This is a genomic window from Leuconostoc inhae (genome assembly GCF_019656015.1).
Classification (GTDB): Bacteria; Bacillota; Bacilli; order Lactobacillales; family Lactobacillaceae; genus Leuconostoc; species Leuconostoc inhae_A.
Map to the genome: position 1 here is coordinate 33,694 of NZ_BPKW01000007.1, position 25,182 is coordinate 58,875.

Consider the following 25,182-nt stretch of genomic DNA (forward strand, 5'->3'; position numbering starts at 1 on the left):
GCTTTCCTCCTTAATATATGTTAAGCGCTTACAAGATTATTCTATCACAATTTCGTCGCCGCTGCTTCATCAATAATAATTGTAACATTTTTGTGATTTTGTAGAATGGAAGCTGGTACTGCCTCCGTTACAGATCCATTAACCATAGCTGCAATAGCATCGGCTTTATCAATACCATATGCCATTAACAAAATGGCTTTTGCAGACATAACCGAGGCAATTCCCATAGAAATTGCCTGAGTTGGTACATCTTTGGAATTATCGAAAAAACGTGCATTAGCATCAATTGTTGATTGCGTCAAATCAACAATATGTGTTGTTGAATCAAATGAAGTTCCAGGTTCGTTAAATCCAATATGTCCATTTAGTCCAATGCCTAATAATTGTAAATCAATGGGGTGCTCTGAAATAATTTTATCGTATTGAACAGCTGCTACGTCATGTTCTTCACTAACGCCATTAGGTACATATGATTTTTTGAAAGGCTTCTTGTTAAAGAGATGCTGATTCATAAAATAACGATAACTTTGATCATTATCATCATCTAAACCTAAATATTCATCTAAATTAATAGATGTTATATTTGAAAAATCTAACTTACTATCCGTAAATTTTTTATATAAGGCAATTGGTGTCGATCCTGTTGCTAATCCAAGTACTTTAGCTCCGCTACTTAACGCTGTTTGATAGATATCAAAAGCTTTTTTAGCACCTTCTGCGGGATTTTTAACTTTAATAATTTTCATAATTTTCTCCATTTTAATCGGTCTATACCAATTTGGTCTATACCAATATAATAACATAGTTCACCCGTTTTGAAAAGTTAAAAAAAACAACCTTTTCAAGTTGTTAAAAAAACGATTATTAATGCACAATTGTACGCCATGCACGGACGATAAAATTAGTCTTTCTTGTTTTTTGTGTGGCAACCAACTGCACTGATTTATCAAAATCATCACTACTTGGTAAATATTGTGCCTCACTTAAATTGAACTTAACCACCGCAACTTCTTGGCCTTTTTTCACCAACTTGCCTTTAATATCACGCGTCGTCATTTTTGGGGACAGTTTAGATGCCTTATTAATCCAGATTGTCTTTGTATTTCCAACAATCACTGGCATATGATACTGCTTCATACGCGACAAATCAGCCTGCTTAGCATAAGGTAGCACGCTTCCTTTTTTAAAGGTTGTCGCTTTTTGAGCACTTAAGACCTCATTAACAATATTCAATGTTTTTTGATACCTTTGTACCTCATCCATATAACTAGCTGCACCATTAACAACAGTTATAAATTCATGTCCACTATTATCTTTAATGATTCCAGTAAAAGCAGCACCTGATTCTGGCGTGGATCCTGTTTTTAATCCTTCAATAGTGAGATGATTTGGATTGATTAAGTAAGGCCAATTTTTTGTCATCTCTGTTGGTTCATTAACAACATAATTTTTTGTTAAATGATATGAAACATGTGTGCTTGTTGCTAATTCACGAATATTTGGATCTAATTTCAATATTTCTCGTGCAATTGTTGCAACATGTTTTGGCGTCGCCAAATTTGCAGCATCATCAGACGCACTGGCGACCTTATTGTCAAAGGCATCTTGATTAACTTGACCAGCGGAATTATACCATTTTGATTTCGTTAACTGTAGTTCTTCAGCCCAAGATTGTAAAGCTTGTGCAGTAGTCATTTTTTTTGGTGTAAGGTATTCTGCTAGTGCAAATGCAGCATCGTTAGCTGACAAAGTAATCATGGTATTATACAATTCACGTACGGTTAATCTATCGCCTGTTTTAATAGCTAAATGAGAAAACATATGACTATCTTGCTTAAATAAATCAGCTTTTTTAGATATCGTAACCTTATCTGACCACTTTATTTTTCCTGAATCAATAGCCTTTAAGACTGCATAAGCCGTCAATAATTTAGACTGTGATGCAATTGGTCCCAATTTATCAGCATTTTTTTCTGCTAATATCTGCCCAGTACTAGCATCAATAACAATAGCTGAGCTGACATCCTGCTTTATTTGTAGTGGTTTAGCTATTGCGCTTGCCGAAATCGTTGTTGTCATCAGAAAAAGCATGACAAAAATCGCCCCAAAAAATTTAATCTGTTTCATTCTCTCTCTTCTCCCAAATGTTGCTTTAACGGTATTGTTACAATAAATGATGTTAGTTCATCATCTGATGTCGCAAATACTGACCCCTGATGTTGCTCAATAATCCCCTTAACAATTGCCAATCCCAAACCAGTGCCACCTGTCTTACTATTGCGTGAGCTTTCCACGCGATAAAATCGCCCAAAAATGTCCCCAATATCTTTATTTGGAATTTTAACGCCATCATTAACAACACGAATTTCAACATCTGTCTTCTTAACTTGTGCAGTCAATTTTATAAAAGTTGCTCTTTCACCATATTTCATAGCATTTGTAATTAAATTCATTAAAACTCTCGCTAATTTATCTGAATCAGCTTCTAACATAATTATTTCTGGATTAGTAATTTGTGTTAGTTCAATTTTCTTTTCTTGCGCTTCAATTGCATAACTTGCAATTAACTGAGCAAATAAATCGCCAAGACTTAATGTTGATATATTAAGAACCGCATCGTGTGCTTGTGTTTGCGAGAAAACAAATAAATCCTCGACCAAAACCTTCATCTGATTAGATTTATCATATGCTGTATGAATATATTTCGCTTTTTCGGCTGCACTCAATGTATCAGCATTCATTTCAACTAATCCGAGATAACCAATAATGGCCGTCAAAGGTGTGCGCAAATCATGGGAAATATTAGTAATCATTTCATCTTTTGATCGTTCACTCTCACGTTCCTCTTCACGAATTTGACGTGTATTTTTAGCAATTTGATTAGACACGTCAATTAAGGCTTGCGTTTTTGGTGCATACGCAACACGCCATTCAATCATGCTATCAGAATTTTCACGTGCTATACGGTTCATATCATGAATGAAACGACTCAAACTCTCTGCTTGTCGCCAACGAACATACTGCCAAATGAGAATTGTTATATTGACAATAATAAATAGCAATATTAATAACCACTGACCAATAGCCGGTGTTAACTGGCGATATAATTGTAACCTAGTAACTCCTATTATTATGAACCAACTAAAAAACAGCAGCAACAAAATTGTCACTACCGCATAATAAATTTTTGTGCGATTGTGCTTAAGAAACAACGCAAAATTTTTCATTAGTTGACTTCGATCTTGTAACCAACGCCCCAAACAGTTTGAATCACTTGATCACCGTTTGTTGCTTCTTCAATTTTATCACGCAAATGAGACACGTGAACCATCACTGTTTTAGCCGATACAACTGATTCTTGTTGCCAAACACGTTCAAAAATATCATCAGCTGAAAAAACACGATTAGGATGAGATGCTAATAAGTAAAAAATACCAAATTCTAAAGCTGTTAAATTAACTAAATCACCGTCGGCTGTTTTTACTTCATGACTGTCTTTATTAATCACCAACGAGCCTATATCCAAAACATCTGGTGTCTGATCCTGAACCGAATTTTCTGCACGTCGTAATAGTGATCGAACACGTGCCATAACTTCTAGTGGATTAAAAGGTTTCGTCACATAATCATCCGCACCAGTGATTAATCCTTGAATTTTATCCATATCACCAGACTTTGCTGACAGCATTAATATTGGAATACGGCTATCTTTTCGAACAATTTTAACAACTTCTAAACCATTCATATTTGGCATCATAACGTCCAAAACCATGAGCGCAATATCTGGATTGGTATTTAACTTAGAAATGGCTTCTTTCCCATCACTTGCCATAACAGGCTCATAACCTTCATTTTTAAGATAAATCTCAAGTAATTCAGCAATTTCAATATCATCGTCGACAACTAAAATTTTCATTTTCAGCTCCTTCTACTTTTTGGCCTGTGCTGCTTCCAAACGTGCTTGTTGTGATAATTGACTAATGGCTAAAAATCCGCCTTTCAAACCAGAATATTTGCGATTCCATCGGAACGCAGCATAAGCTACAATAGCTAAAATAATATAAGCTACTGGTGGCAAAGTTGGATTAATAACTGGCGGTAACAATCCAAGAACAATGAAACCAATAATCCAGGCCGCAACAGCACCAATCAAATATAACCATCGATAATTTTTCTGACCACCGTTTTTTATTTTCTTTGGGTCAGGTGTAAGTTTTAAAATAACCGCCGTATAAATCGAACCACCAAGCACTGCAATTAAGAGTAACGAGACAACTCCAGCACCTTGATTGTTGGCATTTTTTGAAAAGAACAAAGACAAACCAAACACGACACAGAATAACATTAAAATTGCTAATGATGTATCTGCTGCTAAGTTCCAAAATTTATAATCATGCAACTTTTTTGCCAATTTTTTAGGATCTAAAAACTGTTGTACAGCTTGAGTTGGTGTGCCATATAGTTGTGCTGCTGTTTGGCCAGTTCCTTGAGCTTCAATTAGCTTGTGCTCAACTTCGTCTGTGACTTCTTCTATTTTTTCAGCAGATAATTGGCTGTTTTGAAGCATGAGTTTTTTAAAACGAAAAATAAAATCTTCATTTTTTTTCGTTAATTGATCTTTTTTTTCTGACATTGTGATTCCTCCGAAGTTATGTACACAGAGTTTAATCTGCTTAACTATTTTTTAGTACATTGACCCTTGTTTTAGTCACCAAGTGATTTACACATTAAATCTGAATTCAATGATATCCCCGTCGTTGACAACATACTCTTTTCCTTCTGAACGTAACTTTCCGGCTTCTTTCACTGCTTTAACAGATCCAAGTGTATTCAAATCGTCAAAAGCAATTGTTTCTGCACGAATAAAGCCACGTTCAAAATCAGAGTGAATCACCCCAGCTGTTTGTGGCGCCTTCATACCAGACTTAAAGGTCCAAGCACGCGTCTCTTTTCCACCAGCCGTGAAAAAGGTTCTTAGGTCAAGCAGGTGATATGCTGCCCGAATTAATTTATTTAAGCCTGGTTCCGTTACGCCAGCCATTTCTAGAAATTCAGCTTTGTCTTCTTCAGCCAACTGGGCAATGTCTTCTTCAGCGCTAGCTGATAGACCAATCACATCTGCTTTTTGTGTTGCAGCAAAGGCCTTTATGTCATTAAAATAACGTGATGATTCAGGATCAGCCATATCATCTTCTGCCAAATTAGCAACATAAAGCACTGGTTTACTCGTTAACAAAAATAATCCCTTCACGACTTTTTGTTCTTCATCAGTGAAACTAATTGAGCGAACAGATTGACCAGCTTCTAATGTAGGCTTTATTTTGTCTAATACTACTAGTTCTGCTTTAGCTAATTTATCTGAGCCTCTAGCTGCACGTACTACTTTAGCATATCGTTTATCCACCGTCTCAAGATCAGCTAGGATTAATTCAGTATTGATCGTATCAATGTCATCTAATGGATCCACAACGCCATTAACATGAATAATATCATCCCCGTCAAAAGCGCGTACAACATGGATAATGGCATTTACTTGGCGAATATTTTCCAGAAACTTATTGCCAAGTCCCTCTCCCTGTGAGGCACCTTTTACAATACCAGCAATATCAGTAAATTCAAACGTTGTTGGTATAATTTTGTCTGCAGGCTCTATTTCTTGAATACGAGCTAACCGATCATCTGGCACTTCAACCATGCCAACGTTAGGTTCAATTGTAGCAAACGGGTAATTAGCCATCTCTGCCCCCGCTTTGGTTATTGCATTAAATAATGTTGACTTGCCGACGTTTGGCAGACCGACAATTCCCGCTGTAAGTGCCATATTTAAAATTATGTGATAAATCATATTAATACCGGCAACTGATTATTAATTATAAATGGTCTGACAAAATAATAAGTTACAGTGTTAAAACGATTTAAATCACGTTTCCTTTCCTAGTTAAAAGAGATTACTCAGCCTCAGCTGATACTAAAATTTTCTTTACACGTTTATTAAAATCAAAACGTGACATCATAATGCCCCGTCCACAATTTATGCATAACAATTTAATATCTGCACCGACACGTGTTACTTTCCATGCATTAGTACCGCAAGCATGTGGCTTTTTCATCTCAACAATATCATTTAATTTATAAGCTAATGGTTCTACCATATTAATCAACCTCAATATCAAGCAAATTTAAAATGCGACTTAAATCATCATTTGACATGTAATTAATTTCGATTTTACCGTTGCCCTTATTACCAGAGTTAATTTTAACTTTTGTCCCAAATTTTTCTTCAAGCTGAGTTGCTACCGACATAGCGAATGGGGAGACTACTTTAACTGTCTTATCTGTCTTACCGTCATTCATAGTTCTAACCAGTGATTCAACTTGACGGACATTCAAACCTTGGGTAACAATCGATTGTGCTACTTTTTCTATTTGTGTTTTATTTTTTAAACCCAGCAACGCCCGCGCATGACCCATCGAGAGATCACCAGCTTCTACTAATGTTTGTACAGTTTGTGGTAATTTTAACAGACGCAACGCATTTGTAACAGTCGTACGATCTTTCCCAATTTTTTCAGCCACTTGTGTTTGTGTCAACTTTAGCTGTTTCATTAAGCCATCATAAGCTTGCGCCTCTTCAATAGCATCTAGATCATCCCGTTGTAAATTTTCAATTAAAGCAACAGCAGCCATGGTGTCATCGTCGACATCTCGTATAATAGCACTAATATGTGTTAAATCGGCTAACTTAGAGGCACGTACACGACGTTCACCAGCAATAATTTGATACTTATTGCTATTGCGACGCACAATGATTGGTGTTAATACACCATTGTCTTTAATAGAACGTGATAATTCTTGCAACTTATCACCATTAAAATGATGACGTGGTTGGAACGGGTTGGCTTGAATATCAGGCAATTCAATCAACACGATACTTTCACCGTCTGTCGCTTTTTTTGTAACTGACTTTGTGTGTTCTAAAGCTTCTTCAGTCACATTATTCGCATTAAACAGCCCACCTAAGCCTTTTCCAAGGCCACCTTTTTTAATTGCCATATTGTTTTAAGACCTCCTGTGCGAGCTCACTATATACCTGCGACCCAATTGATCGCGGATCAAAATCAATAATTGCCTGTCCATATGAAGGGGCTTCGCTCAAACGTACAGAACGAGGAATAACAGTCGTATAAACCTTATCACCAAAATAATTACGTACTTCTTCAGAAACTTGTTTAGCCAAATTTGTACGGCCATCGTACATGGTCAGTAAAATACCTGAAATATCCAACTCAGCGTTAAACTGTTGACGAACAAGTTCAATCGTGTTGAGCAACTGTCCCAATCCTTCTAATGCATAAAACTCGGTTTGCACAGGAATAAGAATAGCATCAGAAGCTGTAAAAGCATTGACAGTCAACAACCCTAAAGCCGGTGGATTATCTATCAAAATAAAATCATAATCATCGTTTACTTCTGATAACGCTTTTTTTAATCGATATTCACGCTTTTCTTGACCTGCCAATTCAATCTCTGCACCAGACAACTGAATTGTCGCCGGTACTAAATCATAATTATCTGTTGGCACAATAACTTCTCTTATTGGTACAAGATCAACTATAACATCATAGCTATCACGCTCTAGCTCAGACTTGTCGACACCTGAGCCACTTGTGGCGTTTCCTTGTGCATCTATATCTACCAATAACACCCGCTTACCAGCTTGTGCCAATGCTGCGCCCAAATTAACGCTTGTCGTTGTTTTTCCGACGCCACCTTTTTGGTTGGCTAATGCAATTATTTGTGCCATATGGTTTTGACGTCCTTTCTATCAACATGTTCACTCGTCATGTGCATGCTCGTTATCCGATTGGTTTTTTACTAGGCGTTCCCGCCTGTCTTGGATATTGTTTTGGTGTTTTTTTATTTTTATTGACAATTTGAATATAACGCGCATCACCATTAGGTAACGTAAATTCAAATTCATCATGCAAAACCCCGCCTAATGTGGCTAAAGCCTTTTTACCGTCCACCAGTTCTTGCTGTGCAGCAGCACCCTTCATAACGATAAACTTACCACCTTTTTTAACAAATGGTAATGTATACTCAGCGAGTACACCTGTCCGAGCTACTGCGCGTGCGGTAGCATAATCAAATGATTCGCGATAATTTGAGTTTTGACCAATATCTTCAGCACGACCGTGAATGACTTCAACACCAGCTAAATCTAGGGCAGAAACCACTTCTTGTAAAAAGTTTATGCGCTTTTGAAGAGAATCAACCATTGTTATTTTTAACTGTGGAAAAACAATTTTTAGTGGCAATGATGGGAAACCAGCGCCTGTTCCAATATCAATTAACGTTTTTTCACCTGTCTGTAACTCTTGTTCATAAAATGAAACCGTTAGTGAATCATAAAAATGTTTAAGATAGACATCATTTTTTTCAGTGATAGCCGTTAAATTGACATGTTCATTTGTGGCTATTAGCATGTCAAAATAATCTTCAAACTGCTGAATTTGATGTTTTGTTAACGTAATACCCGCGTTTTTAACTGCTAAAATAAACTCTTCGACTGTCAATTTTTTGCTCCGTTTCAAGTTTGTTCAGCACAAAAAGCGCCAATTACAACTAATATTAGAATACCTGAAAAAAGCCCAATTTTCAAGCTTTGACGCTTTAATTATATCATTATTTGTTTTGATAATTGTTCTAATAGTAAGCTCTTGCTATCTTTCCCCACATAGGTATGTTTTTTAACGTATTATTATCAAAATTAACAACCACTTTTATTTTAAAATTTTGTTTCTAAACCGTGACGTGTCGCATCATGTTTAGAAACAAAACAATTGATTTTTAATATTTGTGGTTATATAATATAGTTAATCTAGGAAAGGGGGTCATAACTTTTGAATTATTCTATTGAATCAAATTCAATCGTTTTGGCCGCTTAACGGAAAAGCGGTCATTGCGATTGCATCGGCCACGATACAAATCGTATCGTGGTTTTTCATATTAATTTTTAGCAATAAACAGACAATGAGGCAGTTCTTCCCTTGTTTATTACTGTTAATTTATAGCAAAACATTGCCATACAATATTTTTTCATTGTGCCACTCTTATTAAACAGTTTATTTTAAGCCCATTTATCTCTCATCAAAAAATAATATAATACTTTTTAAATATTACACTTATTATTTTTTGATAATACTGTTACATAGGCATTGAAGTCTCTGTCAGATTGACCATGCATTATAATTTATTTTACAAAAACTCATTTTTTATTTTTAGATAGCTAATATATATGCGAATATTGAATTATGTGTTATATTAGATATCTAACTAAAATTTTATCATTGAAGGTAGATAATTATCATGAACGGATTAGAATATAATATTATTTCAGAATGGCGTCGTGAAGTATACGGCCAAATTACTGGTGATATAGAACTGACACATGTTCCTAAACGTGTGCAACAATTATGGGACGATTTTCAAAACGCGCATCAATTGGATAATGACATGAAAATCCAAGAATTTGATCGTATTTTAACCGATTTCCAAACACATGGTTGGTTAGCTTAATTAACCCATAATATTTGAAACATACACTTACAAATGTAAGCGTCTTTTTCTTACATAAAATTGATAGACGTTAATCACTTTTATGTACTTTTCCTTTTATCTTTTAGAAACCATATGATATTACTTCTAAACAACAAAAAAGCACTATGCATTCAGTTCTAAACTGAGTTCATAGTGCTTTTAATTAATGCCGTCGGTGGGAGTCGAACCCACACGGTGTTGCCACCACTGGATTTTGAGTCCAGCGCGTCTGCCAATTCCGCCACAACGGCAAATATCCGAATGCTGTTTATTAATTTAAACAACTACATAAGAATACCAAAAATATGCAACAGCGTCAACCTTTTTATTATTCTAATTAGCTTCATGTTGAAAGGCGTGGGCCACATGTTTTAATGCGTTGTCTAATAATATTAAGATATGAGAATCACTCAAACAATATAGAACTTCACGTCCCTTTCTTGTCGTTTGAACAAGTTTTGCCTCACGTAACACCTTTAATTGATGCGAAACAGCAGACTGTTCCATGCCTAAACGTGCAATAATTTCAGACACTGTATACGGACGATCTCGTAATAATTCAAGAATTATTAACCGTTGTTTATTGCCTAAGACTTTAAAAATTTGTTCTAATTCAATGATAACTTCTTTTTTCATAATTCTATTATAACAGTTAGAACAATTAATTTATCGTATCTCCATGCAAATCACTATATGCTAAGTTTTATACTAATTTAATCTTTGAAGATTATATTGGTATCAACAATAAAACAAGTCATCTCAAACAACGACATGTTTTAGAAAGGCAGGTAATAATGTATGATTTTTATTTGTAGAATCAATAATTCTGCACACGAAACCTGATGGGTATATTTCTTTTCCAATCTTCAAAACTCCCTCCCAAACTCTCACTAAAAATGCCCTGATGGTTTTATACGACCATCAGGGTTTCGTGTTTTCATATAAAAAAAGTCGTCTTCAGACGACTTTTAATAACTTAACAATATATTATTTAGCGCTACGAGCAACCATCGATGAAATTTTGGCATGACGTGCAATGTATGCTGCTTGTGATCCTAATGAGTCCCAGAAACCATCACGAGAATGGGCACCAACAATAATCAAATCAGCATCAACCCTTGGAACAACATCTTGTAATAATGCTTCCCCTGCCTTGGCACCATCAGCAAAAATTGTGGTGACATTTGTGATACCTTTTGACTCAGCATAAGCCTTATACTTAGCTAAATTGCTTTCAACTTCAGCACGTTTTTCTTTAATGACATCTAAATGTAAGGCATCAATTGTAGATAAATCGCCCATTTCCAAAACAGAAGCAATGATTAACTTTGCATCATCTTCATGCGCTTGATGTATCGCATTTGCTAAAGCAAAATATCCTTGTTTTGATTCATCCACACCAACAACAATATTCTTAAATTGCATTGGTTCAATGTTTAAATTTAATTCACTCATGATTAATCTCCTTATCTAAATTAAGATCCTGTTAACTGTTGATAAATACTCATAATATTCAAAATTGTCAAAACTGCAAATGCAATCCATCCGACAACTATTAACCATTTAGGGTTAACAAATTCTTCCCCCATAATCTTCTTAGAAGATGTGAAATAAATCAATGGTGCCATAGTAAATGGTAAAGCAATTGCCAAGAACACTTGCGATTGCACCATCAACACGTCTAGTTTATCTTCTGCTCCACCATAAATCAATGTAAATGCTACAACTGGAATTAATGCTAAACCACGTGTTACGACTCGACGTAGCCACATTGGAATACGCAAGTGCAAAAATCCTTCCATAACAATTTCACCTGTCAACGTACCAGTGATTGTTGAATTTTGACCAGAAGCCAGCAGTGCAACCGCAAACAATGTTGATAATACTGGTGACGCTACTGCACCGGCAATTGTCTTATTCCCCAAAGCATCATACATTGTTCCAAATGTGCCAACTTCATTAGCATGTCCAAAGAACAATGCTGCACCAAGAATTAACAGCAATGAATTAATGACAAAAGCTAATGATAATTGAATATTTGAATCCCATGTCATAAAACGTACAGCTTCTTTTATCGCCGACTTATCTGTACGATCAACTTTACGAGTTTGTGAAATTGAAGAATGTAGATACAGATTATGTGGCATTACTGTTGCTCCAATAATACCCAATGTTAATGTCAGTTGCGAAGATCCGCCACCAACTGGAACATTGCCACTTAAAGTTTGCAATTGAGGTAAGTAGCCACCAAACATTGATACTAATTCAGGTTTTGACAAAATAACTAAATAAGCAAAAATAACTAGAATAGTAATAATCAATGTCATAACTATAGCTTCAATTTTACGAAAACCAAATTTCATTAGCAACAACAACAGTAACACATCAAATGCCGTTGTCAAAACTGAAGCAATCATTGACCAACCAAACAACAAATGTAAAGCAATAGCACCACCAATAACTTCAGCAATATCAGTAGCTATCAAAGCAGCTTCTGTCATCAGCCACAATATTATTCCGCCTACTTTATTCGTACGATCACGTGTTGCTTGTGCCAAGTCTTCCTGTTTAACAATACCTAACTTACCAGCCATGTACTGTAATACCATTGCAATTAAACTAGAAATCAACACAATTGATAAGAGCGTATAACGATATTGCGCACCACCAGCAACAGAGGTTACCCAGTTACCTGGATCCATATATCCAACAGCAACTAATGCTCCTGGACCTGAAAAAGCCCATAACTTGCGCCAGAACGACCCATTCTTTGGTGCTTCAATTGAGCTGTTGACATCACTCAAACTTAAACTATCAGTCGCATCTTGAACGATGTGATGATCATTTTTTTTAGAATTATCCATCCTAATTCTCCTTTAGATTTCTCCTCAAGACAAAAACAAACGAATTTTCACTAAAATACGCATTTACCTATCACTTTTAAGCTACTTAACGGTGAGCTAAACACGTACTATAGTGCTAAATAATTTTCATAAAGGATTTCATTCAACTGGGTTGTTGAAAGCTTATGAAAGGTATCTAACTCGGCTATTTCTACCCTAATACATAATACATATTACACTTTTTTATTTATTCGTCAACACAAAATATCCAGAGAATTTTGTTTTAAATTCTATTTGCAGTATTAACTCACTTTAAATGTGAAAAAAATCAATATTACCAGTTTTTGTAAACCCTTTCATGAGAATGTTACATTTGTGTTACTTATCAAATTAAATTACATGGCTCGGCAACTTTTGCTTTTTCAATTTGAATTGTGACGTGATCAACATGATAATCTTGACGCAACGTCGTGGCAATATCTTCTAACAAATCCTGAGAATCAGCATTCTTTGCAGTGGATAAATGCACTGTCAATGCCGTTTCTGTCGTAGATAGTGGCCAAATGTGTAAATCGTGTAAATTGGACACACTTTGATGCGTCGTTAAATAATTAAAAATTGCCTCTTCATCAACACTATCCGGCACACCGTTAATTGCCAAATTAAAGGTGGAAGCCATTACTGGCCATGACGTAACGATAATAATCACGCCTATAATCATCGATATAATTGCATCAATAATATTCCAACCTGTTAACTGGATCAACAGACCACCAACAATCACACCAACAGAAACACCAGCATCAGCTAATAAATGAATATAGGCTGTTTTTGAATTTAAATCCTGTTCATGATGATGCCCATGTTCGTCTGGGGCACCACTGGCTTTAAATAGCATTGCAGTGAAGAAGTTAATCCCAATACCCACTGCAGCAACAATCATAACTGTGGCACCACTTGTTGATACTGATGGTGGATTAATAATGTCTGAAATGCCTTCATAGAAAATAATAACTACCGCAAATATCAACAGTATCGTATTAAAGATACTGGCCAATATTGATAAATTATGCCAGCCATATGTATGTCGTTTTGTCGCCTTTAATCCAAATACAACAACAGCTAACCAAGCAATAACAAGTGCTAATACATCACTCAAATTATGAAAGGCATCAGCAAACAAGGCAGTTGAATGTGCTAATTGAGAAAAGACGATTTCTGTTAGAACGAATATTAAGTTCAATATAATCCCAATAATATAAGGTTTTTGTTTCATCGGTGTCATGTTTTTTTCTCACAATCTTTTTTATATAATAAATATACCACTTTTAAATGAATTTTGTTTCATATATAAACATAATAAAAAGTCATCAATTAATCAATTGATGACTTTTTGCATTTATTTCGCCATACCTTGAGCGATTTTATCCAAATTCCATTTCATCATGCTGTAGTAAGTGTCCCCATCGGTTCCCTTTTTAGCAAGTGAATCAGTATAAATTTTAGAATATATCGACAACCCTGTTTCCTTTGAAACCTTTTCCATTGCCTTAGGTGATACTGAACTTTCTAAGAAGAGTGACTTCACTTCGCTCGCACGAATTTTAGCCAATACTTGTTTCATTTGTTCTGGTGTACCTTGTGATTCCGTGTTGATTTCCCAGATAAATGCTGGTTTAACACCATATGCTGCTGAGAAGTATTTAAATGCACCTTCTGAAGTCACTAATACTTTTTTATTTTCTGGTATATCATTAAACTTTGTTTTAGCACTTTTATCTAAATCAGTCAGTTTTGCAATATAAGCCTGTGCATTTTTCTTATACGCGTCGCCGTTGTCAGGATCCTTATCAATCAATACCTTTTCGATGTTTTTAACATACTTAATACCATTTTGGATATCTAACCAAGCATGTGGATCTAACTCATCTTCTTTTCCAGCATCTGTCAAATGCTTAGCAACAACACCTGTTGAAACAGAGTAAACTTCTTTATTGTTTTTCTTACCCGCATTTTGGTACATTTTCTTAAACCAACCTGAACCACCTGTCTCCAAGTTAAGGCCATTGTGGAATAAGACATCTGCTTCTTGGGTCGTTGATACATCTTGCGGACGAGGTTCATATTCATGTGGATCTGTACCACGAGGAACTATTGTGTATAACTCTACCTTATCTCCTGCAACTTCCTCAACCATATTACCAATAATTGAATTGGTTGCAACTACATGTAGCTTAGTATGTTTTTTAGTTTGTCCACCATGAGTGCCATTCACAAACCATAGTACACCACCCAAAACAACAACTACTGTAGCAATAATAATACTTAAACGCTTAATCATAATTTTTTCTCCGCCTTATTTTAACTTTGAAACTCGAATTAATTTATCTTTTTCTTAAAAATAATACCTTGTTTTGGTGAAAACAAGAATGCCAAACTAAAAAATACTGCTGCTGTCAAAACAATTGCTGGACCTGATGCCCAATTAAATGTGTAACTCATGTATAGACCAATGACAGATGAAATGACTGAAAATACTGCAGCAACAATCATCATGTGTGACAGACGATTTGTGAGTAAATAAGCTGTTGCAGCAGGTGTAATAAGCATCGCCACAATCAAAATGATACCAACAGTTTGCAGTGCAGTCACAGTTACCAACGTTAGCACCAACATCAAGGCATAATGCATAAGTTGTGTTTTTAATCCATATGCTTGCGCAAAAGTATTATCAAATGACGTAATCAATAACTCTTTGTAAAATACCACCACAAAAATCAAAACGATTGCTAAAACAATGGCTGTTGTGACTAGGTCGTTATCAGATACTGCTAATACGTTACCAAACAAAATATGGTGTAGATTTGTTGCTGATTCTGCTAATGAAATTAAAATAAATCCTAAAGCAAAAAAGGCAGAAAACACAATACCAATAGCCGTATCATTCTTCAACTTCGATTTTGATGCGACTAAACCAATTAATAATGCCGCTAAGATACCAAATACTGAGGCACCAAATAAAATATTAATCCCTAACATATACGCCACAGCAACACCAGGCAGAACAGCATGAGAGATGGCATCCCCCATTAGCGACATACCTCTTAAAATAATGAATGACCCAATAATACCTGACATAATTCCCACTAAAATTGAGGTAATTAAGGCTGTTTGTAAAAAGTTATATTGCATCAAACCATCAATAAATAATCCTATACTACGCATGTTCGGGCTCCTTATCTGAGAATAATATCTTTGACAAATCGCCACTAAAGGCCGTTGTAATATTTTCTTTGGTAAAGACTTCTGAAGTCGTCCCTGAAGCAACAATTCCACGGTTAATAATCACTAAATTATCAAAATATTTAGTGACTTTATTGAGGTCATGATGAACAACAATAATTGTCTTACCTTCTTCTTGCCATCGTTTTAAAATTGACATGATTTCAGCTTCTGATTTCATATCAATGCCAACAAATGGCTCATCTAGGATAATCACATCTGCTTGTTGTACAATGGCGCGTGCCACGAAAACACGTTGCAATTGACCACCAGATAATTCACCAATTTGTCGTTGTGAAAATTCTGATAAATTAACATCCGCAAGTGCTTGTTGAGATGCCGCTTTTTCTTTGGCTCCTGGCACATTAAACAACCCCAAGTTTGGATAAGTTCCAGTTAAGACAGTATCAAACACATTAATTGGAAACGTCAAATCAAGTGCTGCTCGTTGCTCAACGTAAGCAATGTTTTTTAATTGCTTACTTACTGGTTTATCATGCAAAGTCACTTGCCCGCTTTGCTTATGAATCAGCCCTAGTATACCTTTAATCATTGTCGATTTACCGGCACCGTTTGGTCCAATAATGCCAGTAATTTTCCCCGGCTCAAATGTAATTGATAGGTCCGTAAATATCGGTGCGCCACTGTAGGCTACCGTCATATTTCGCACGTTTATCATTGCTCATACTCTCCTAATGCTAGTAGCATTAACTCAAGTGTAACCTTTTAAATTTAGAATGCTTCAGCCAAAACTTTCTGTTACGCAAAAATGGCGCGTTTAAAATCTACAATCGAAATAAGTGCGTCGTAACATTTTTCTATTTTTTAATTGATGAACTATCATCTGGTTGCTTCTTGGCTGACACAACTAGATGATAATTCTCAATCTAATATAATGTTACCATAGCCATTTATTAATGGCTATGGTATTTAATAAAATTAGAATAATTCTAATTTCAAAATAAAAACCAGCATATGCTGGTTAAATATTCAATTCATTAAAAAATTCTGTTGCATCCCCGATGATTTGATCAACATTAAACGATGTCTCTATATGTTCAAGATTAATCGACATGATTGTTGCTTTTGTATTAGCATAGTCTAACAGGCCTGCAAACGGATAAACCCGAAAACTTGTGCCAACAACAACAATTAAGTCTGCTGATTGAACCCACAACACTGATTTATCAACATCAAATGGCATTTCTTCATAAAAAGTTATGTTAGGCCGTAAAACAGCACCGTCTATGCGTGTCATGGACTTTAGATAAGTCGTGATAGCCGTTTTTTTACCATCACTCGGTTCATAAATATCATACAAAGAGCCATGAAAACGTATTAAATTGTCTGATTTACTATGTGCTTTAACATGTAAATCATCCACATTTTGTGTGATGATCTTAGCTTTGTTTTGTTGTGTCAATGCCGCCATTTTATCATGAATGACATTAGGTTTTGCCGTCGGAAAATACATATTATCAATCATAAATTGGTATTGTTTTTCTGGTTCATTATGAAAAGCCGTTGCAGATAATAAATATTCTGGTCGCAAATTGACACCATTGTAAATACCGTTCTTAGAACGATAATCCGGAATACCTGAGGCAGTAGATATACCTGCCCCCGTCATAAAAACAATCTGTTTTGCTGAATCAAAGCGTTCTTGAATTTTTGGTGTAACTAACATATTTTCCTTCTAATCTATTTTCTATTAATATATGGTAAGGCTAGTTGTTTAAACAACTCACCAACCTTCATTTTATAGAGTGCCTTAAAAAAATCTGCTGAATCCTGATTATCTGGTTTTGTAATCACAAAGCTATTTTGTGAATCTACTTGACTCAAACCAACATAAGCTGTTTTTTTAGTTTGAAAATCAGTCATTTCGGAATGAAAAATTGTAAATACTTGACTAACTGGCAACTCTAATTGGCGCTGTGACAGTACACTTGTCAAGGTGACATATTCTTTTGCATTAACTGTTGGTTTTCCCCATTCCGTTAACGTGTTGTCAACATTCGCAAACAACTGTGTCGTTTGCCGACGAATATGACGAGATTGCTTGAGATCAGCCGTTAGAATTGGCGACACAAGTTTCGTTGCTGCTGTGTAGGCCAAAGGATACTTTTCTGCTAACTCAGAAAAATCTGCCCCACTCGCATCAGCAAATACTAGCGCATCCAACAATGTCAATAAACGCCAAAGGCTTTCATCATCTAACTCGCCATTTTCAAGTGTCAATTCTGACTCTACGCCTGCTAAATAAGCTACTGCCGTGTCAGTGGTTAAAACGCCTTGTTTTTTAAGTTCACGATATGTAATTGTATGCGTCACAGTACGATGCATACGCGTTGCAATTTGAATTAATTGTTGATCAAGTGTGTCGTCTTCAAAAGTTAACGCAAAAAATATTTGTGGTACCACACCATTTAAAGTAAGTAACATTTTCAACAACTCATTACCAAACAAAAAATCAGACTGTGTCCCTTCTGCTAACTCTATTAATAATCTGTCCCCTAATATTTCTTGACTGACACGATCAACATGTAACTCGCCGGTTTGTTCACCAGATACACGTGTCATAACTTTTCCTGGATATATGTCGTTCACTGCATTTAATAATGTTTCAATTTTAGGACTCATTTTCTCATCTCCATTAATATTTCAGTGGCCTTTTCTGTATCGACTTGTGATAATGTGTTTAATTTTGCCACAAGTATTGGCACTTCTTGTGGCAATGCACCTACCTGTACAGCCAGTGCCCGATGTTGCATCCGCATATGGCCTCGTTGTATACCGCCGGCTGCAATTGCTTTTAAAGCTGCAAGATTCTGTGCTAACCCAACTGCTAAAATAATACCACGTAGTTCATCAGCAGACTTCACATGCATCATATCAAGTGCATTTTTAGCCTGATTCATTGCTGATATCACACCACCAACTGTCCCTACCGATATTGGCATTGTCAATTCACCATGTAATTGTTCATCACTAATCGTCCAATGTGTCAATGACCGATAATGGCCCTCTTGACTGGCATAAGCATGTCCACTGGCTTCTACAGCGCGCCAATCATTGCCAGTAGCCAACACAACGGCACCGATGCCATTAAATAATCCTTTATTTTCAGTTGTCGCACGATAGGCATCTTTTTTAGAAAACCGACTCAGTGCAACAATTTTTTCAGCTATTTCTCGACCACCTACTGTTTCAAAAGTGGCATTTCCGCTGACTGTCACTAATTGACCCATTGCATAATTTGTGAGAATCGCACCCAGAAAATGTGTGTCAAATTCGGTGAACAAGGTTACTTCTGCCTCTAATATTGTATTCACAATATTTGCACCCATAGCATCTTTTGTGTCAATTTTGAAATCAACGCTTATATCATCATTAGCTACTGGGCGGACATTAATTGCTACTAAACCGCCACCACGTTTATAAATAGATGGTTTCGCATGTTTAGCTATTTTGAACAATGTTTCTTGATGTATGTTCACAAATTGATTAAGCGTGTCAAAATCAACATTATGAAACAATATTTGACCAATCATGACCGTGCGTTCTGGCATTTTGACTGCAATACCGCCACCACTATTTAACATTTTAGCGCCATTATTTGCCGCTGCAATGACGCTTGGTTCTTCGATTGCCATAGGCACATTAACATGACGTCCATCAATAACAATATCTTTTAACAAACCCATAGGCACACGAAAATCACTAATATAATTTTCAACAATTTGTGCATTACTGTCACTTTGATTAGCTTGTAATTCTGTTTTTGCCTGATCAGTTAAATTCAAAAACGCCAAACGTTCATCTGGCGTCAACTCATAGTATTTTTTAGCCATTGTTTTTTATAGTTTCGGCAATTAAGCCTTCCCGTACGCCACTTTCTGAGAAAATTACTCTTGGTGCATTAATCGTATACATCAAATTTAATAATGGTAACAAACCACTAATGATAATGTCAGCTCTTGTTACTTCTAAACCAGCAATGTGTTCCCGTTGCAATCTTGTCATGTAGCGAATCGTCTCAAAAATAGCTGCCACGCGCTCAATCGTCATACTAAAACCATGAAAATGATCTACCGACATTATACCCAAGGCTGTACGCCCCATGCGTGCTAATGACCGATTAGCACCACCTAACAAAATCACCGGTTTGTGCTGATTTTTAAATAACCAAGGTAACGTTTCATACTGTGCTAAAATACTATCACAAGCTAACTTAATATCAGATTGATTTATATCATTTGCTAAATTAAAGCGTTCCGACAAGGAAACTGCACCAAAAGGTAAGCTCACATCAGCAATACTTTTACCATTTGCAACAGCAATTATTTCTACTGATGCACCACCAGTATCTAATATCACAGCATCATCAATGTTTAAGGTAGACATTACGCCAAGATAGTCATAATGCGCCTCTTCCTCACCAGATAAAACTTGAAATTCAATGCCAGTTTCAAATTTTACCCGCGCCAAAAATTCGGCCTGATTAACAGCCATTCTGACCGCAGCCGTTGTAATTGCTCGAATTTCTGGTTTAAAACCGGCATATTTCGTTTGAAAATACTTCAATGCGGCAATTGTGCGAGCAATAGGTACTTCCTTTAAAATGAGATCATCTCCCATATTTTGCGCAATACGCGTATCCTGTTTTTCACGGATTAATTCCGTGTATGTGCCGTCATCATGTAGTTCTTCAACGACCATACGAGCTGAATTACTACCAAGATCGACAATTGCTAAATAGCTCATATTGGCATCCTAGATGTTAGTTATTACTTACTAGTATATCAAAAAAAGCACCAACACGGGTATTTAAACATATTACAATATGATAATGGCACTATCTTTGATCATAAGTTACCTCATGACTGCTGTTGCGGTGGCTATTTCTTTGACATAAAATATCAAACGAGCGCACTCATTTAACTGAGCGCGCTCGTTTTTTTAACATTTATCATTTAATGGCATGATTTTCTACAAAATGTGCACCAATCAAGCGACTAGCAGCAAATATTAACAAACCAATTAAAATACTTGATACTGTTACATCGCTCAACCAATGTGCCCCTATTCTCACACGACTCATAGCTGTCAAAATTCCCATGGCTAGGCCAAAAATAACCATTTTTCTTTGCATAGCTATATTATCACGTGGTACAAAGAAATCCAAATATAAGAATAACCAACCTGACATCGTATGGCCTGAAGGAAATGAGTTATGCCCATTTATACCATTCATATGATACCAGGGTGTAAATTCACTCATTGTTTGCCCTGAAACTGTTGTCATTTCATAGGGTCTAAACCGGCCCCACAAGTTTTTCATATCACCTATCGTTGTTTGAGCAATAAAGACAACTGCAATACCGACCACAGCCACAATGATAAGATAATTCATATCTACGTTTGATTTTTTGTTTAACCAATTAGCAAATAGCCACGATAACATTATCCATAAAAGAATTGCAAGTGACCAGCGCAATACTTCTGGATAATTTTGAACAGCCGCTGTATTGTTTGCTAGACCCATTGGCACACCATTATTTAAATTGTTCAACATCGAAAATGTATAACTCAGTGCATCTTGTAGCAATGACAATAGTTGATTCAATGCCAGTAATAGCATACCACCTGTCATAATATACTTAATCAAATGATCATTCAATCGACGCCAAATATACCAGGCAATGACTTCTGCTGAGACAAACGTAACAACTTGCGCACCTTGATCAGCATAATTTTGAAAAATGTTACCAAAAATTGAATTTTGATTCATAACCGCTTGTGTCACATTCCTATCAAAAAATGTCGCAATCAATAATGATAGTAGCCCTATTCCTAGGAAAATTAGGACAGCCTGTTTTTCCTGATCAGTTGTCCTAAAATCAATATTCTGAGTCTCGTTTCCAATCTTGTCTTGCGCTTGGCGAACATCGTTATTTGTTAATTGCATACTCACTACACCATTTCCCTTCCAATAATACCATTCTATCGATAAAATATTTAGGTTGTGTCAATATTTTATCTAGACAACGTAAAAAAATCGATTACTAAGTAATCGATTTTTTAATCTGCCAAAACTTATTATTGTGGATCTAATGTTTCATTAATTGTATTCAAATTTGTTTCCGCTACGCCATACGATAACGATGGCACGGCACTACCAAATTGTGTGCCCGTCTTTTTTTCAGGCAATGCTAATGATTGTCGCAACTTGTTGGTTACACGTTGCTTTTCTGATTCAGGTACCATTTGATAACTAACACCATCATACATATCACCATTGCCATGCAAATAATCAGAATTTTGATTTTTTGTAGCAGACATATATTTTTTTACAGCGTTGAGCATCTCATTATAACTCATATCTGTTTCAACGTTTTTTGAAATAGATGCCATAAACTTCGAATTGAACAACGTTGAAGGGCTAGCCGACTTTTTTAACATCGCTTTTAATACTAATCGTTGACGTAACTGTCGCCCATAATCACCTTGTGGATCATCATATCGCATGCGTGAAAATGACAATGCTGCATTACCATTCATAGTTGTAAAGGATTTAAAATTCTTACCATCCTTTGCATACTGAAATGCTTCTTGTCCTTTGACAAATTTATAAGTTTCCGGGGTCGTGTCCGCTTCTGGTGTATAAGTAAATGTCAAAGGTGATGCGACCTTTACGCCGCCCACTTGATCTATCATTTTTTCTAATCCACCCATATTAGCTAACACATAAAAATCAATTGGCACATTAAGATAATTTTGTAAAGTCATCATTGCTGCGCCTACACCAGCAATTGGAAAAGCAGCGTTTAATTTTTGAGGAAAAGTGTTTTCAGCACCAGAAATAGCCATCATAATATCACGCGGTATTGACATCATGGTTGTTGTTTTGGTTTTCGGGTTAATAGTGACTAGCATCATGGAATCTGTTAGTCCAGTACGATCTCGTTGCAATGCACCAGTATCCGTTCCCAAAACCAGTACCGAAAACGGCTTACCATCCTTAATGACTTGTTTAACATCACGTGCTTTAGTGATATCTGCGCTACGTTGCATGCTATCGACTGACTTGTGGATATTATTCAATGCTTTGGCAAATACAATGCCACCAACAACAGTCATTATAAGAATAATTAGCAATAGCCATCGCCAAATCTTCTTGCGTTTGTGTGGTGGCTTCGGTTTTTTAGGCCCTTGTGATGGTGTTTGATTACTATCATTTTGTTCACGTCGCGCAGTGCGACTCAGATTTTGGTTATCCATAGTTTCCCCCAGTTAATAATCAATATTATACCATTAAAAATTAAGTGATTCTCTATATATACCCAAAATCCATGACATCTCAATAAATTATTGTCTACCCGTTATTTTTTTCAAAAGTCGATACATTTTATACTTGATTGGTTGAACAGGCAATACAAAACTACCTACTAGTTGCCTTGCTTCGCCTTCAAAAGCAGTTTTAAAACCTAACACGCCATCTGAGCCATCAAATCTGCCAGATATACCGTAAAAATTGTAATTTTTGATACCATTGGCAACTGCTTTTTGAATCAGTGTATCTTGAATTTGATAAGGTCCATAATAATCTTTGTATGCCTCGTAAGTGCCAGAATACAAATATGTCATCTCTTGAGGTTGTTGAATAAATAATGCACCAGCTACCACTACCACAGATTGACCTGCTGCTTGCATTTGTTGTGTTGCTTTTTCAACACGTTTAATGTGATGCTGTTTTTGATCATCAAATTCGTTATATTGGCGTTTAAATTTATCTTGCGTTGGATATTTATTGATTTTTATCTGTAATTTATCTAATTTTTGATTTGAGATAATAATTTTTTGATTTTCCTCAGTAATGTATGTTTCAAAATTTAATTCTGCAAAAATAAATGTTGCATCGTTAGCGTAAGTATCATAAACCATTTCATAAAAAGATAGGTCTTTATCGTGGTAATGTAATCTATCAGCTGTTTTTTGCGTTAACGTTTTAAATTCTGGTAAATCTTCACGCGATAATTCTCTTAACTTAACGCCAAACTGTTGATTTTTTTTAAGATAGTATTGCACATTTTTACCATAAGACTTGCTAACCAACGTGCTGTCAGTCAAATGAGATAAGTCTTTAACATATTCCCAAGTCGGTGACCCATTTGTGGACATACCAAATGTAAATGGTTGATGCTCAAATCCACGTTGTGACATTAAATTTAAAAACATATCATTTGGTGTTTCAATTAAATTACCTTTACTATCAGTTTTTACATAAGTGATATTAGGTTCCCATTGTATATAGAGTATCCCAATTTTTCTTGCAAATTGACGTACTTCACGAACAAAAAAAGCCAATAACTGTGTATCATTAAAATCTAATAACGGCCCACGATCAAATAAAAAAACTGACCCAAGTCGTGTTGATTCAGTCATCACCAAAGAAGCAGCGACTACCAAGTCATCATTTTTAACACCCAATAAACGTGGCTCATGTCCACGTTTAATGAGTAATTTATATTGTTCAATTGATTGTGTATACGTGCCTAAAGGGTGCTGATTTTCAAAAACAGCATATTCATCTGGTGATAATTCAGTAAAATGTAGCGTCATAACATTATTATCCTCTATTACTATTATACAAAATAAAAAACGCCTTGCGGGCGTTTTATAAATTATTAGTATTGTCCGACATTTGATTCAGCAACAATTGTGTTGCCAACGATACCAAAGCCTACAGAAGTTGCGCGAGCATTAGCAACCCACATACGATGACCAGGTGTACCATTAGTTATCATGTTAGTTTCATTGTACCATGCATCAATAACAGACCCAGTACTCCAACCAATAGCAACTACTTCACCATTAGTATTCATATGATTTGTTGGTAAGCCACCATTAGCAACACCGTTTTGGGCACGTGCTTGAGCACGTGCTGACAAGCTTGCGTCCAATGATACAGGTGACAATCCTAATGTAGCACGCTTTGCGTTCAAAGAGTTGACCAATGTCTGTGCTACTGAATCTGCTACAGGCGCTGGTGCAACATTATTTGTTGATGCTGGTGTTACTTTATTAGCTGGTGCTGGTGCAGGTGTTGCTTGATTTTGACCACCATTAGCTTGATAAGCAACATATTCTGCTGCGGTCATATAACCATCTTTGTTAGTATCTGCAGCGCCAATGTATTGTACATTTTGTGTTGCAGCAGGTGTTGATGTAGCAGGTGCTGGTGTTGATGTAGCAGGTGCTGGTGTTGATGTAGCAGGTGCTGGTGTTGATGCAGCAGGTGCTGGTGTTGATGCAGCAGGTGCTGGTGTTGATGCAGCAGGTGCTGGTGTTGATGCAGCAGGTGCTGGTGTTGATGCAGCAGGTGCTGGTGTTGATGCAGCAGGTGCTGGTGTTGATGCAGCAGGTGCTGGTGTTGATGCAGCAGGTGCTGGTG

Annotated in this window: 26 protein-coding genes and 1 tRNA gene; 1 reads left to right on the forward strand and 26 read right to left on the reverse strand. The window is 36.1% G+C overall.

Annotated elements, in window-relative coordinates:
- Nucleotides 1-44: 44 nt before the first annotated feature.
- The 10 genes from K5Q14_RS05685 to rsmG form a co-directional block, all read right to left on the reverse strand.
- Nucleotides 45-746 carry a glucosamine-6-phosphate deaminase gene (locus K5Q14_RS05685; protein WP_220734865.1) on the reverse strand — a complete coding sequence of 234 codons (702 nt, stop codon included), beginning with the start codon at nt 744-746 and terminating at the stop codon, nt 45-47.
- Between the two features lie 118 nt (nt 747-864).
- Complete coding sequence (locus tag K5Q14_RS05690) at nt 865-2,127, reverse strand: D-alanyl-D-alanine carboxypeptidase family protein (RefSeq protein WP_220734866.1); 1,263 nt, start codon at nt 2,125-2,127, stop codon at nt 865-867.
- The gene (locus K5Q14_RS05695; protein ID WP_220734867.1) at nt 2,124-3,227 is read right to left on the reverse strand and encodes a sensor histidine kinase; all 1,104 of its coding nucleotides are present in this window, start codon (nt 3,225-3,227) and stop codon (nt 2,124-2,126) included. Before K5Q14_RS05695 ends, K5Q14_RS05690 begins: the two co-directional genes overlap by 4 nt.
- Complete coding sequence (locus K5Q14_RS05700) at nt 3,227-3,916, reverse strand: response regulator (protein WP_220734868.1); 690 nt, start codon at nt 3,914-3,916, stop codon at nt 3,227-3,229. The genes K5Q14_RS05695 and K5Q14_RS05700 overlap by 1 nt, the downstream gene beginning before the upstream one ends.
- Before the next feature lie 12 nt (nt 3,917-3,928).
- Complete coding sequence (locus K5Q14_RS05705; protein WP_220734869.1) at nt 3,929-4,633, reverse strand: DUF1129 domain-containing protein; 705 nt, start codon at nt 4,631-4,633, stop codon at nt 3,929-3,931.
- 87 nt (nt 4,634-4,720) lie between these two features.
- Complete coding sequence (gene ychF / locus K5Q14_RS05710; RefSeq protein ID WP_220734892.1) at nt 4,721-5,821, reverse strand: redox-regulated ATPase YchF; 1,101 nt, start codon at nt 5,819-5,821, stop codon at nt 4,721-4,723.
- A gap of 127 nt (nt 5,822-5,948) precedes the next feature.
- Nucleotides 5,949-6,152 carry a DUF951 domain-containing protein gene (locus K5Q14_RS05715; protein WP_220734870.1) on the reverse strand — a complete coding sequence of 68 codons (204 nt, stop codon included), beginning with the start codon at nt 6,150-6,152 and terminating at the stop codon, nt 5,949-5,951.
- Between the two features lies 1 nt (nt 6,153).
- A complete protein-coding gene (locus K5Q14_RS05720) occupies nt 6,154-7,053 on the reverse strand; it encodes a ParB/RepB/Spo0J family partition protein (protein WP_220734871.1) in 900 nt (299 codons plus the stop codon).
- On the reverse strand, nt 7,043-7,804 hold the full coding sequence (locus K5Q14_RS05725; protein ID WP_220734872.1) for a ParA family protein: 762 nt from the start codon (nt 7,802-7,804) through the stop codon (nt 7,043-7,045). The genes K5Q14_RS05720 and K5Q14_RS05725 overlap by 11 nt, the downstream gene beginning before the upstream one ends.
- Before the next feature lie 52 nt (nt 7,805-7,856).
- Nucleotides 7,857-8,576 carry a 16S rRNA (guanine(527)-N(7))-methyltransferase RsmG gene (gene rsmG / locus K5Q14_RS05730; protein ID WP_220734873.1) on the reverse strand — a complete coding sequence of 240 codons (720 nt, stop codon included), beginning with the start codon at nt 8,574-8,576 and terminating at the stop codon, nt 7,857-7,859.
- Nucleotides 8,577-9,369: 793 nt separating this feature from the next.
- Between rsmG and K5Q14_RS05735 the strand changes: the two genes are divergently transcribed.
- On the forward strand, nt 9,370-9,579 hold the full coding sequence (locus K5Q14_RS05735) for a hypothetical protein (RefSeq protein WP_220734874.1): 210 nt from the start codon (nt 9,370-9,372) through the stop codon (nt 9,577-9,579).
- A 188-nt stretch (nt 9,580-9,767) separates the two neighbouring features.
- Here the strand turns inward: K5Q14_RS05735 and K5Q14_RS05740 are convergent.
- The 16 genes from K5Q14_RS05740 to K5Q14_RS05815 form a co-directional block, all read right to left on the reverse strand.
- Nucleotides 9,768-9,851, reverse strand: a tRNA-Leu gene (locus K5Q14_RS05740).
- An 82-nt stretch (nt 9,852-9,933) separates the two neighbouring features.
- Complete coding sequence (locus tag K5Q14_RS05745) at nt 9,934-10,236, reverse strand: ArsR/SmtB family transcription factor (RefSeq protein ID WP_220734875.1); 303 nt, start codon at nt 10,234-10,236, stop codon at nt 9,934-9,936.
- Between the two features lie 351 nt (nt 10,237-10,587).
- A complete protein-coding gene (locus K5Q14_RS05750; RefSeq protein ID WP_220734876.1) occupies nt 10,588-11,055 on the reverse strand; it encodes a universal stress protein in 468 nt (155 codons plus the stop codon).
- A 20-nt stretch (nt 11,056-11,075) separates the two neighbouring features.
- A complete protein-coding gene (locus tag K5Q14_RS05755; RefSeq protein WP_220734877.1) occupies nt 11,076-12,464 on the reverse strand; it encodes an Nramp family divalent metal transporter in 1,389 nt (462 codons plus the stop codon).
- A 364-nt stretch (nt 12,465-12,828) separates the two neighbouring features.
- Nucleotides 12,829-13,728 (reverse strand): cation diffusion facilitator family transporter, encoded by a 900-nt coding sequence (locus tag K5Q14_RS05760; RefSeq protein ID WP_220734878.1) that lies wholly within the window; start codon nt 13,726-13,728, stop codon nt 12,829-12,831.
- 114 nt (nt 13,729-13,842) lie between these two features.
- A complete protein-coding gene (locus K5Q14_RS05765) occupies nt 13,843-14,781 on the reverse strand; it encodes a metal ABC transporter solute-binding protein, Zn/Mn family (RefSeq protein ID WP_220734893.1) in 939 nt (312 codons plus the stop codon).
- A gap of 41 nt (nt 14,782-14,822) precedes the next feature.
- Nucleotides 14,823-15,668: a metal ABC transporter permease gene (locus K5Q14_RS05770; protein ID WP_220734879.1), complete on the reverse strand. Its 846-nt coding sequence runs from the start codon at nt 15,666-15,668 to the stop codon at nt 14,823-14,825.
- Nucleotides 15,661-16,404 carry a metal ABC transporter ATP-binding protein gene (locus K5Q14_RS05775; RefSeq protein WP_220734880.1) on the reverse strand — a complete coding sequence of 248 codons (744 nt, stop codon included), beginning with the start codon at nt 16,402-16,404 and terminating at the stop codon, nt 15,661-15,663. Before K5Q14_RS05775 ends, K5Q14_RS05770 begins: the two co-directional genes overlap by 8 nt.
- Before the next feature lie 303 nt (nt 16,405-16,707).
- Entirely contained in the window at nt 16,708-17,412 is a 705-nt protein-coding gene (locus K5Q14_RS05780) for an NAD-dependent protein deacylase (protein ID WP_220734881.1), read from the reverse strand.
- Nucleotides 17,413-17,426: 14 nt separating this feature from the next.
- The gene (locus K5Q14_RS05785; RefSeq protein ID WP_220734882.1) at nt 17,427-18,368 is read right to left on the reverse strand and encodes a patatin-like phospholipase domain-containing protein; all 942 of its coding nucleotides are present in this window, start codon (nt 18,366-18,368) and stop codon (nt 17,427-17,429) included.
- Entirely contained in the window at nt 18,365-19,579 is a 1,215-nt protein-coding gene (locus K5Q14_RS05790) for a hydroxymethylglutaryl-CoA reductase, degradative (RefSeq protein WP_220734883.1), read from the reverse strand. The genes K5Q14_RS05785 and K5Q14_RS05790 overlap by 4 nt, the downstream gene beginning before the upstream one ends.
- Entirely contained in the window at nt 19,572-20,492 is a 921-nt protein-coding gene (locus K5Q14_RS05795) for a Ppx/GppA phosphatase family protein (RefSeq protein ID WP_220734884.1), read from the reverse strand. The genes K5Q14_RS05790 and K5Q14_RS05795 overlap by 8 nt, the downstream gene beginning before the upstream one ends.
- A 205-nt stretch (nt 20,493-20,697) precedes the next feature.
- Entirely contained in the window at nt 20,698-21,696 is a 999-nt protein-coding gene (locus tag K5Q14_RS05800) for a phosphatase PAP2 family protein (protein WP_220734885.1), read from the reverse strand.
- 131 nt (nt 21,697-21,827) lie between these two features.
- Nucleotides 21,828-23,009 (reverse strand): LCP family glycopolymer transferase, encoded by a 1,182-nt coding sequence (locus K5Q14_RS05805; RefSeq protein WP_220734886.1) that lies wholly within the window; start codon nt 23,007-23,009, stop codon nt 21,828-21,830.
- A gap of 87 nt (nt 23,010-23,096) precedes the next feature.
- Nucleotides 23,097-24,350, reverse strand: coding sequence for an aminoacyltransferase (locus K5Q14_RS05810; RefSeq protein ID WP_220734887.1), 1,254 nt, complete (start codon nt 24,348-24,350; stop codon nt 23,097-23,099).
- 65 nt (nt 24,351-24,415) lie between these two features.
- On the reverse strand, nt 24,416-25,182 hold a 767-nt coding region (locus tag K5Q14_RS05815), incomplete at its 5' end, for a CAP domain-containing protein (RefSeq protein ID WP_246587578.1).

What these genes read in the sequence shown, in the direction of transcription:
- K5Q14_RS05685 (WP_220734865.1), bottom strand. Translation starts at nt 746, where the DNA reads ATGAAAATTATTAAAGTTAAAAATCCCGCAGAAGGTGCTAAAAAAGCT.
- K5Q14_RS05690 (WP_220734866.1), bottom strand. Translation starts at nt 2,127, where the DNA reads ATGAAACAGATTAAATTTTTTGGGGCGATTTTTGTCATGCTTTTTCTG.
- K5Q14_RS05695 (WP_220734867.1), bottom strand. Translation starts at nt 3,227, where the DNA reads ATGAAAAATTTTGCGTTGTTTCTTAAGCACAATCGCACAAAAATTTAT.
- K5Q14_RS05700 (WP_220734868.1), bottom strand. Translation starts at nt 3,916, where the DNA reads ATGAAAATTTTAGTTGTCGACGATGATATTGAAATTGCTGAATTACTT.
- K5Q14_RS05705 (WP_220734869.1), bottom strand. Translation starts at nt 4,633, where the DNA reads ATGTCAGAAAAAAAAGATCAATTAACGAAAAAAAATGAAGATTTTATT.
- ychF (WP_220734892.1), bottom strand. Translation starts at nt 5,821, where the DNA reads ATGGCACTTACAGCGGGAATTGTCGGTCTGCCAAACGTCGGCAAGTCA.
- K5Q14_RS05715 (WP_220734870.1), bottom strand. Translation starts at nt 6,152, where the DNA reads ATGGTAGAACCATTAGCTTATAAATTAAATGATATTGTTGAGATGAAA.
- K5Q14_RS05720 (WP_220734871.1), bottom strand. Translation starts at nt 7,053, where the DNA reads ATGGCAATTAAAAAAGGTGGCCTTGGAAAAGGCTTAGGTGGGCTGTTT.
- K5Q14_RS05725 (WP_220734872.1), bottom strand. Translation starts at nt 7,804, where the DNA reads ATGGCACAAATAATTGCATTAGCCAACCAAAAAGGTGGCGTCGGAAAA.
- K5Q14_RS05735 (WP_220734874.1), top strand. Translation starts at nt 9,370, where the DNA reads ATGAACGGATTAGAATATAATATTATTTCAGAATGGCGTCGTGAAGTA.
- K5Q14_RS05745 (WP_220734875.1), bottom strand. Translation starts at nt 10,236, where the DNA reads ATGAAAAAAGAAGTTATCATTGAATTAGAACAAATTTTTAAAGTCTTA.
- K5Q14_RS05750 (WP_220734876.1), bottom strand. Translation starts at nt 11,055, where the DNA reads ATGAGTGAATTAAATTTAAACATTGAACCAATGCAATTTAAGAATATT.
- K5Q14_RS05755 (WP_220734877.1), bottom strand. Translation starts at nt 12,464, where the DNA reads ATGGATAATTCTAAAAAAAATGATCATCACATCGTTCAAGATGCGACT.
- K5Q14_RS05760 (WP_220734878.1), bottom strand. Translation starts at nt 13,728, where the DNA reads ATGACACCGATGAAACAAAAACCTTATATTATTGGGATTATATTGAAC.
- K5Q14_RS05770 (WP_220734879.1), bottom strand. Translation starts at nt 15,668, where the DNA reads ATGCGTAGTATAGGATTATTTATTGATGGTTTGATGCAATATAACTTT.
- K5Q14_RS05775 (WP_220734880.1), bottom strand. Translation starts at nt 16,404, where the DNA reads ATGATAAACGTGCGAAATATGACGGTAGCCTACAGTGGCGCACCGATA.
- K5Q14_RS05780 (WP_220734881.1), bottom strand. Translation starts at nt 17,412, where the DNA reads ATGTTAGTTACACCAAAAATTCAAGAACGCTTTGATTCAGCAAAACAG.
- K5Q14_RS05785 (WP_220734882.1), bottom strand. Translation starts at nt 18,368, where the DNA reads ATGAGTCCTAAAATTGAAACATTATTAAATGCAGTGAACGACATATAT.
- K5Q14_RS05790 (WP_220734883.1), bottom strand. Translation starts at nt 19,579, where the DNA reads ATGGCTAAAAAATACTATGAGTTGACGCCAGATGAACGTTTGGCGTTT.
- K5Q14_RS05795 (WP_220734884.1), bottom strand. Translation starts at nt 20,492, where the DNA reads ATGAGCTATTTAGCAATTGTCGATCTTGGTAGTAATTCAGCTCGTATG.
- K5Q14_RS05800 (WP_220734885.1), bottom strand. Translation starts at nt 21,696, where the DNA reads ATGCAATTAACAAATAACGATGTTCGCCAAGCGCAAGACAAGATTGGA.
- K5Q14_RS05805 (WP_220734886.1), bottom strand. Translation starts at nt 23,009, where the DNA reads ATGGATAACCAAAATCTGAGTCGCACTGCGCGACGTGAACAAAATGAT.
- K5Q14_RS05810 (WP_220734887.1), bottom strand. Translation starts at nt 24,350, where the DNA reads ATGACGCTACATTTTACTGAATTATCACCAGATGAATATGCTGTTTTT.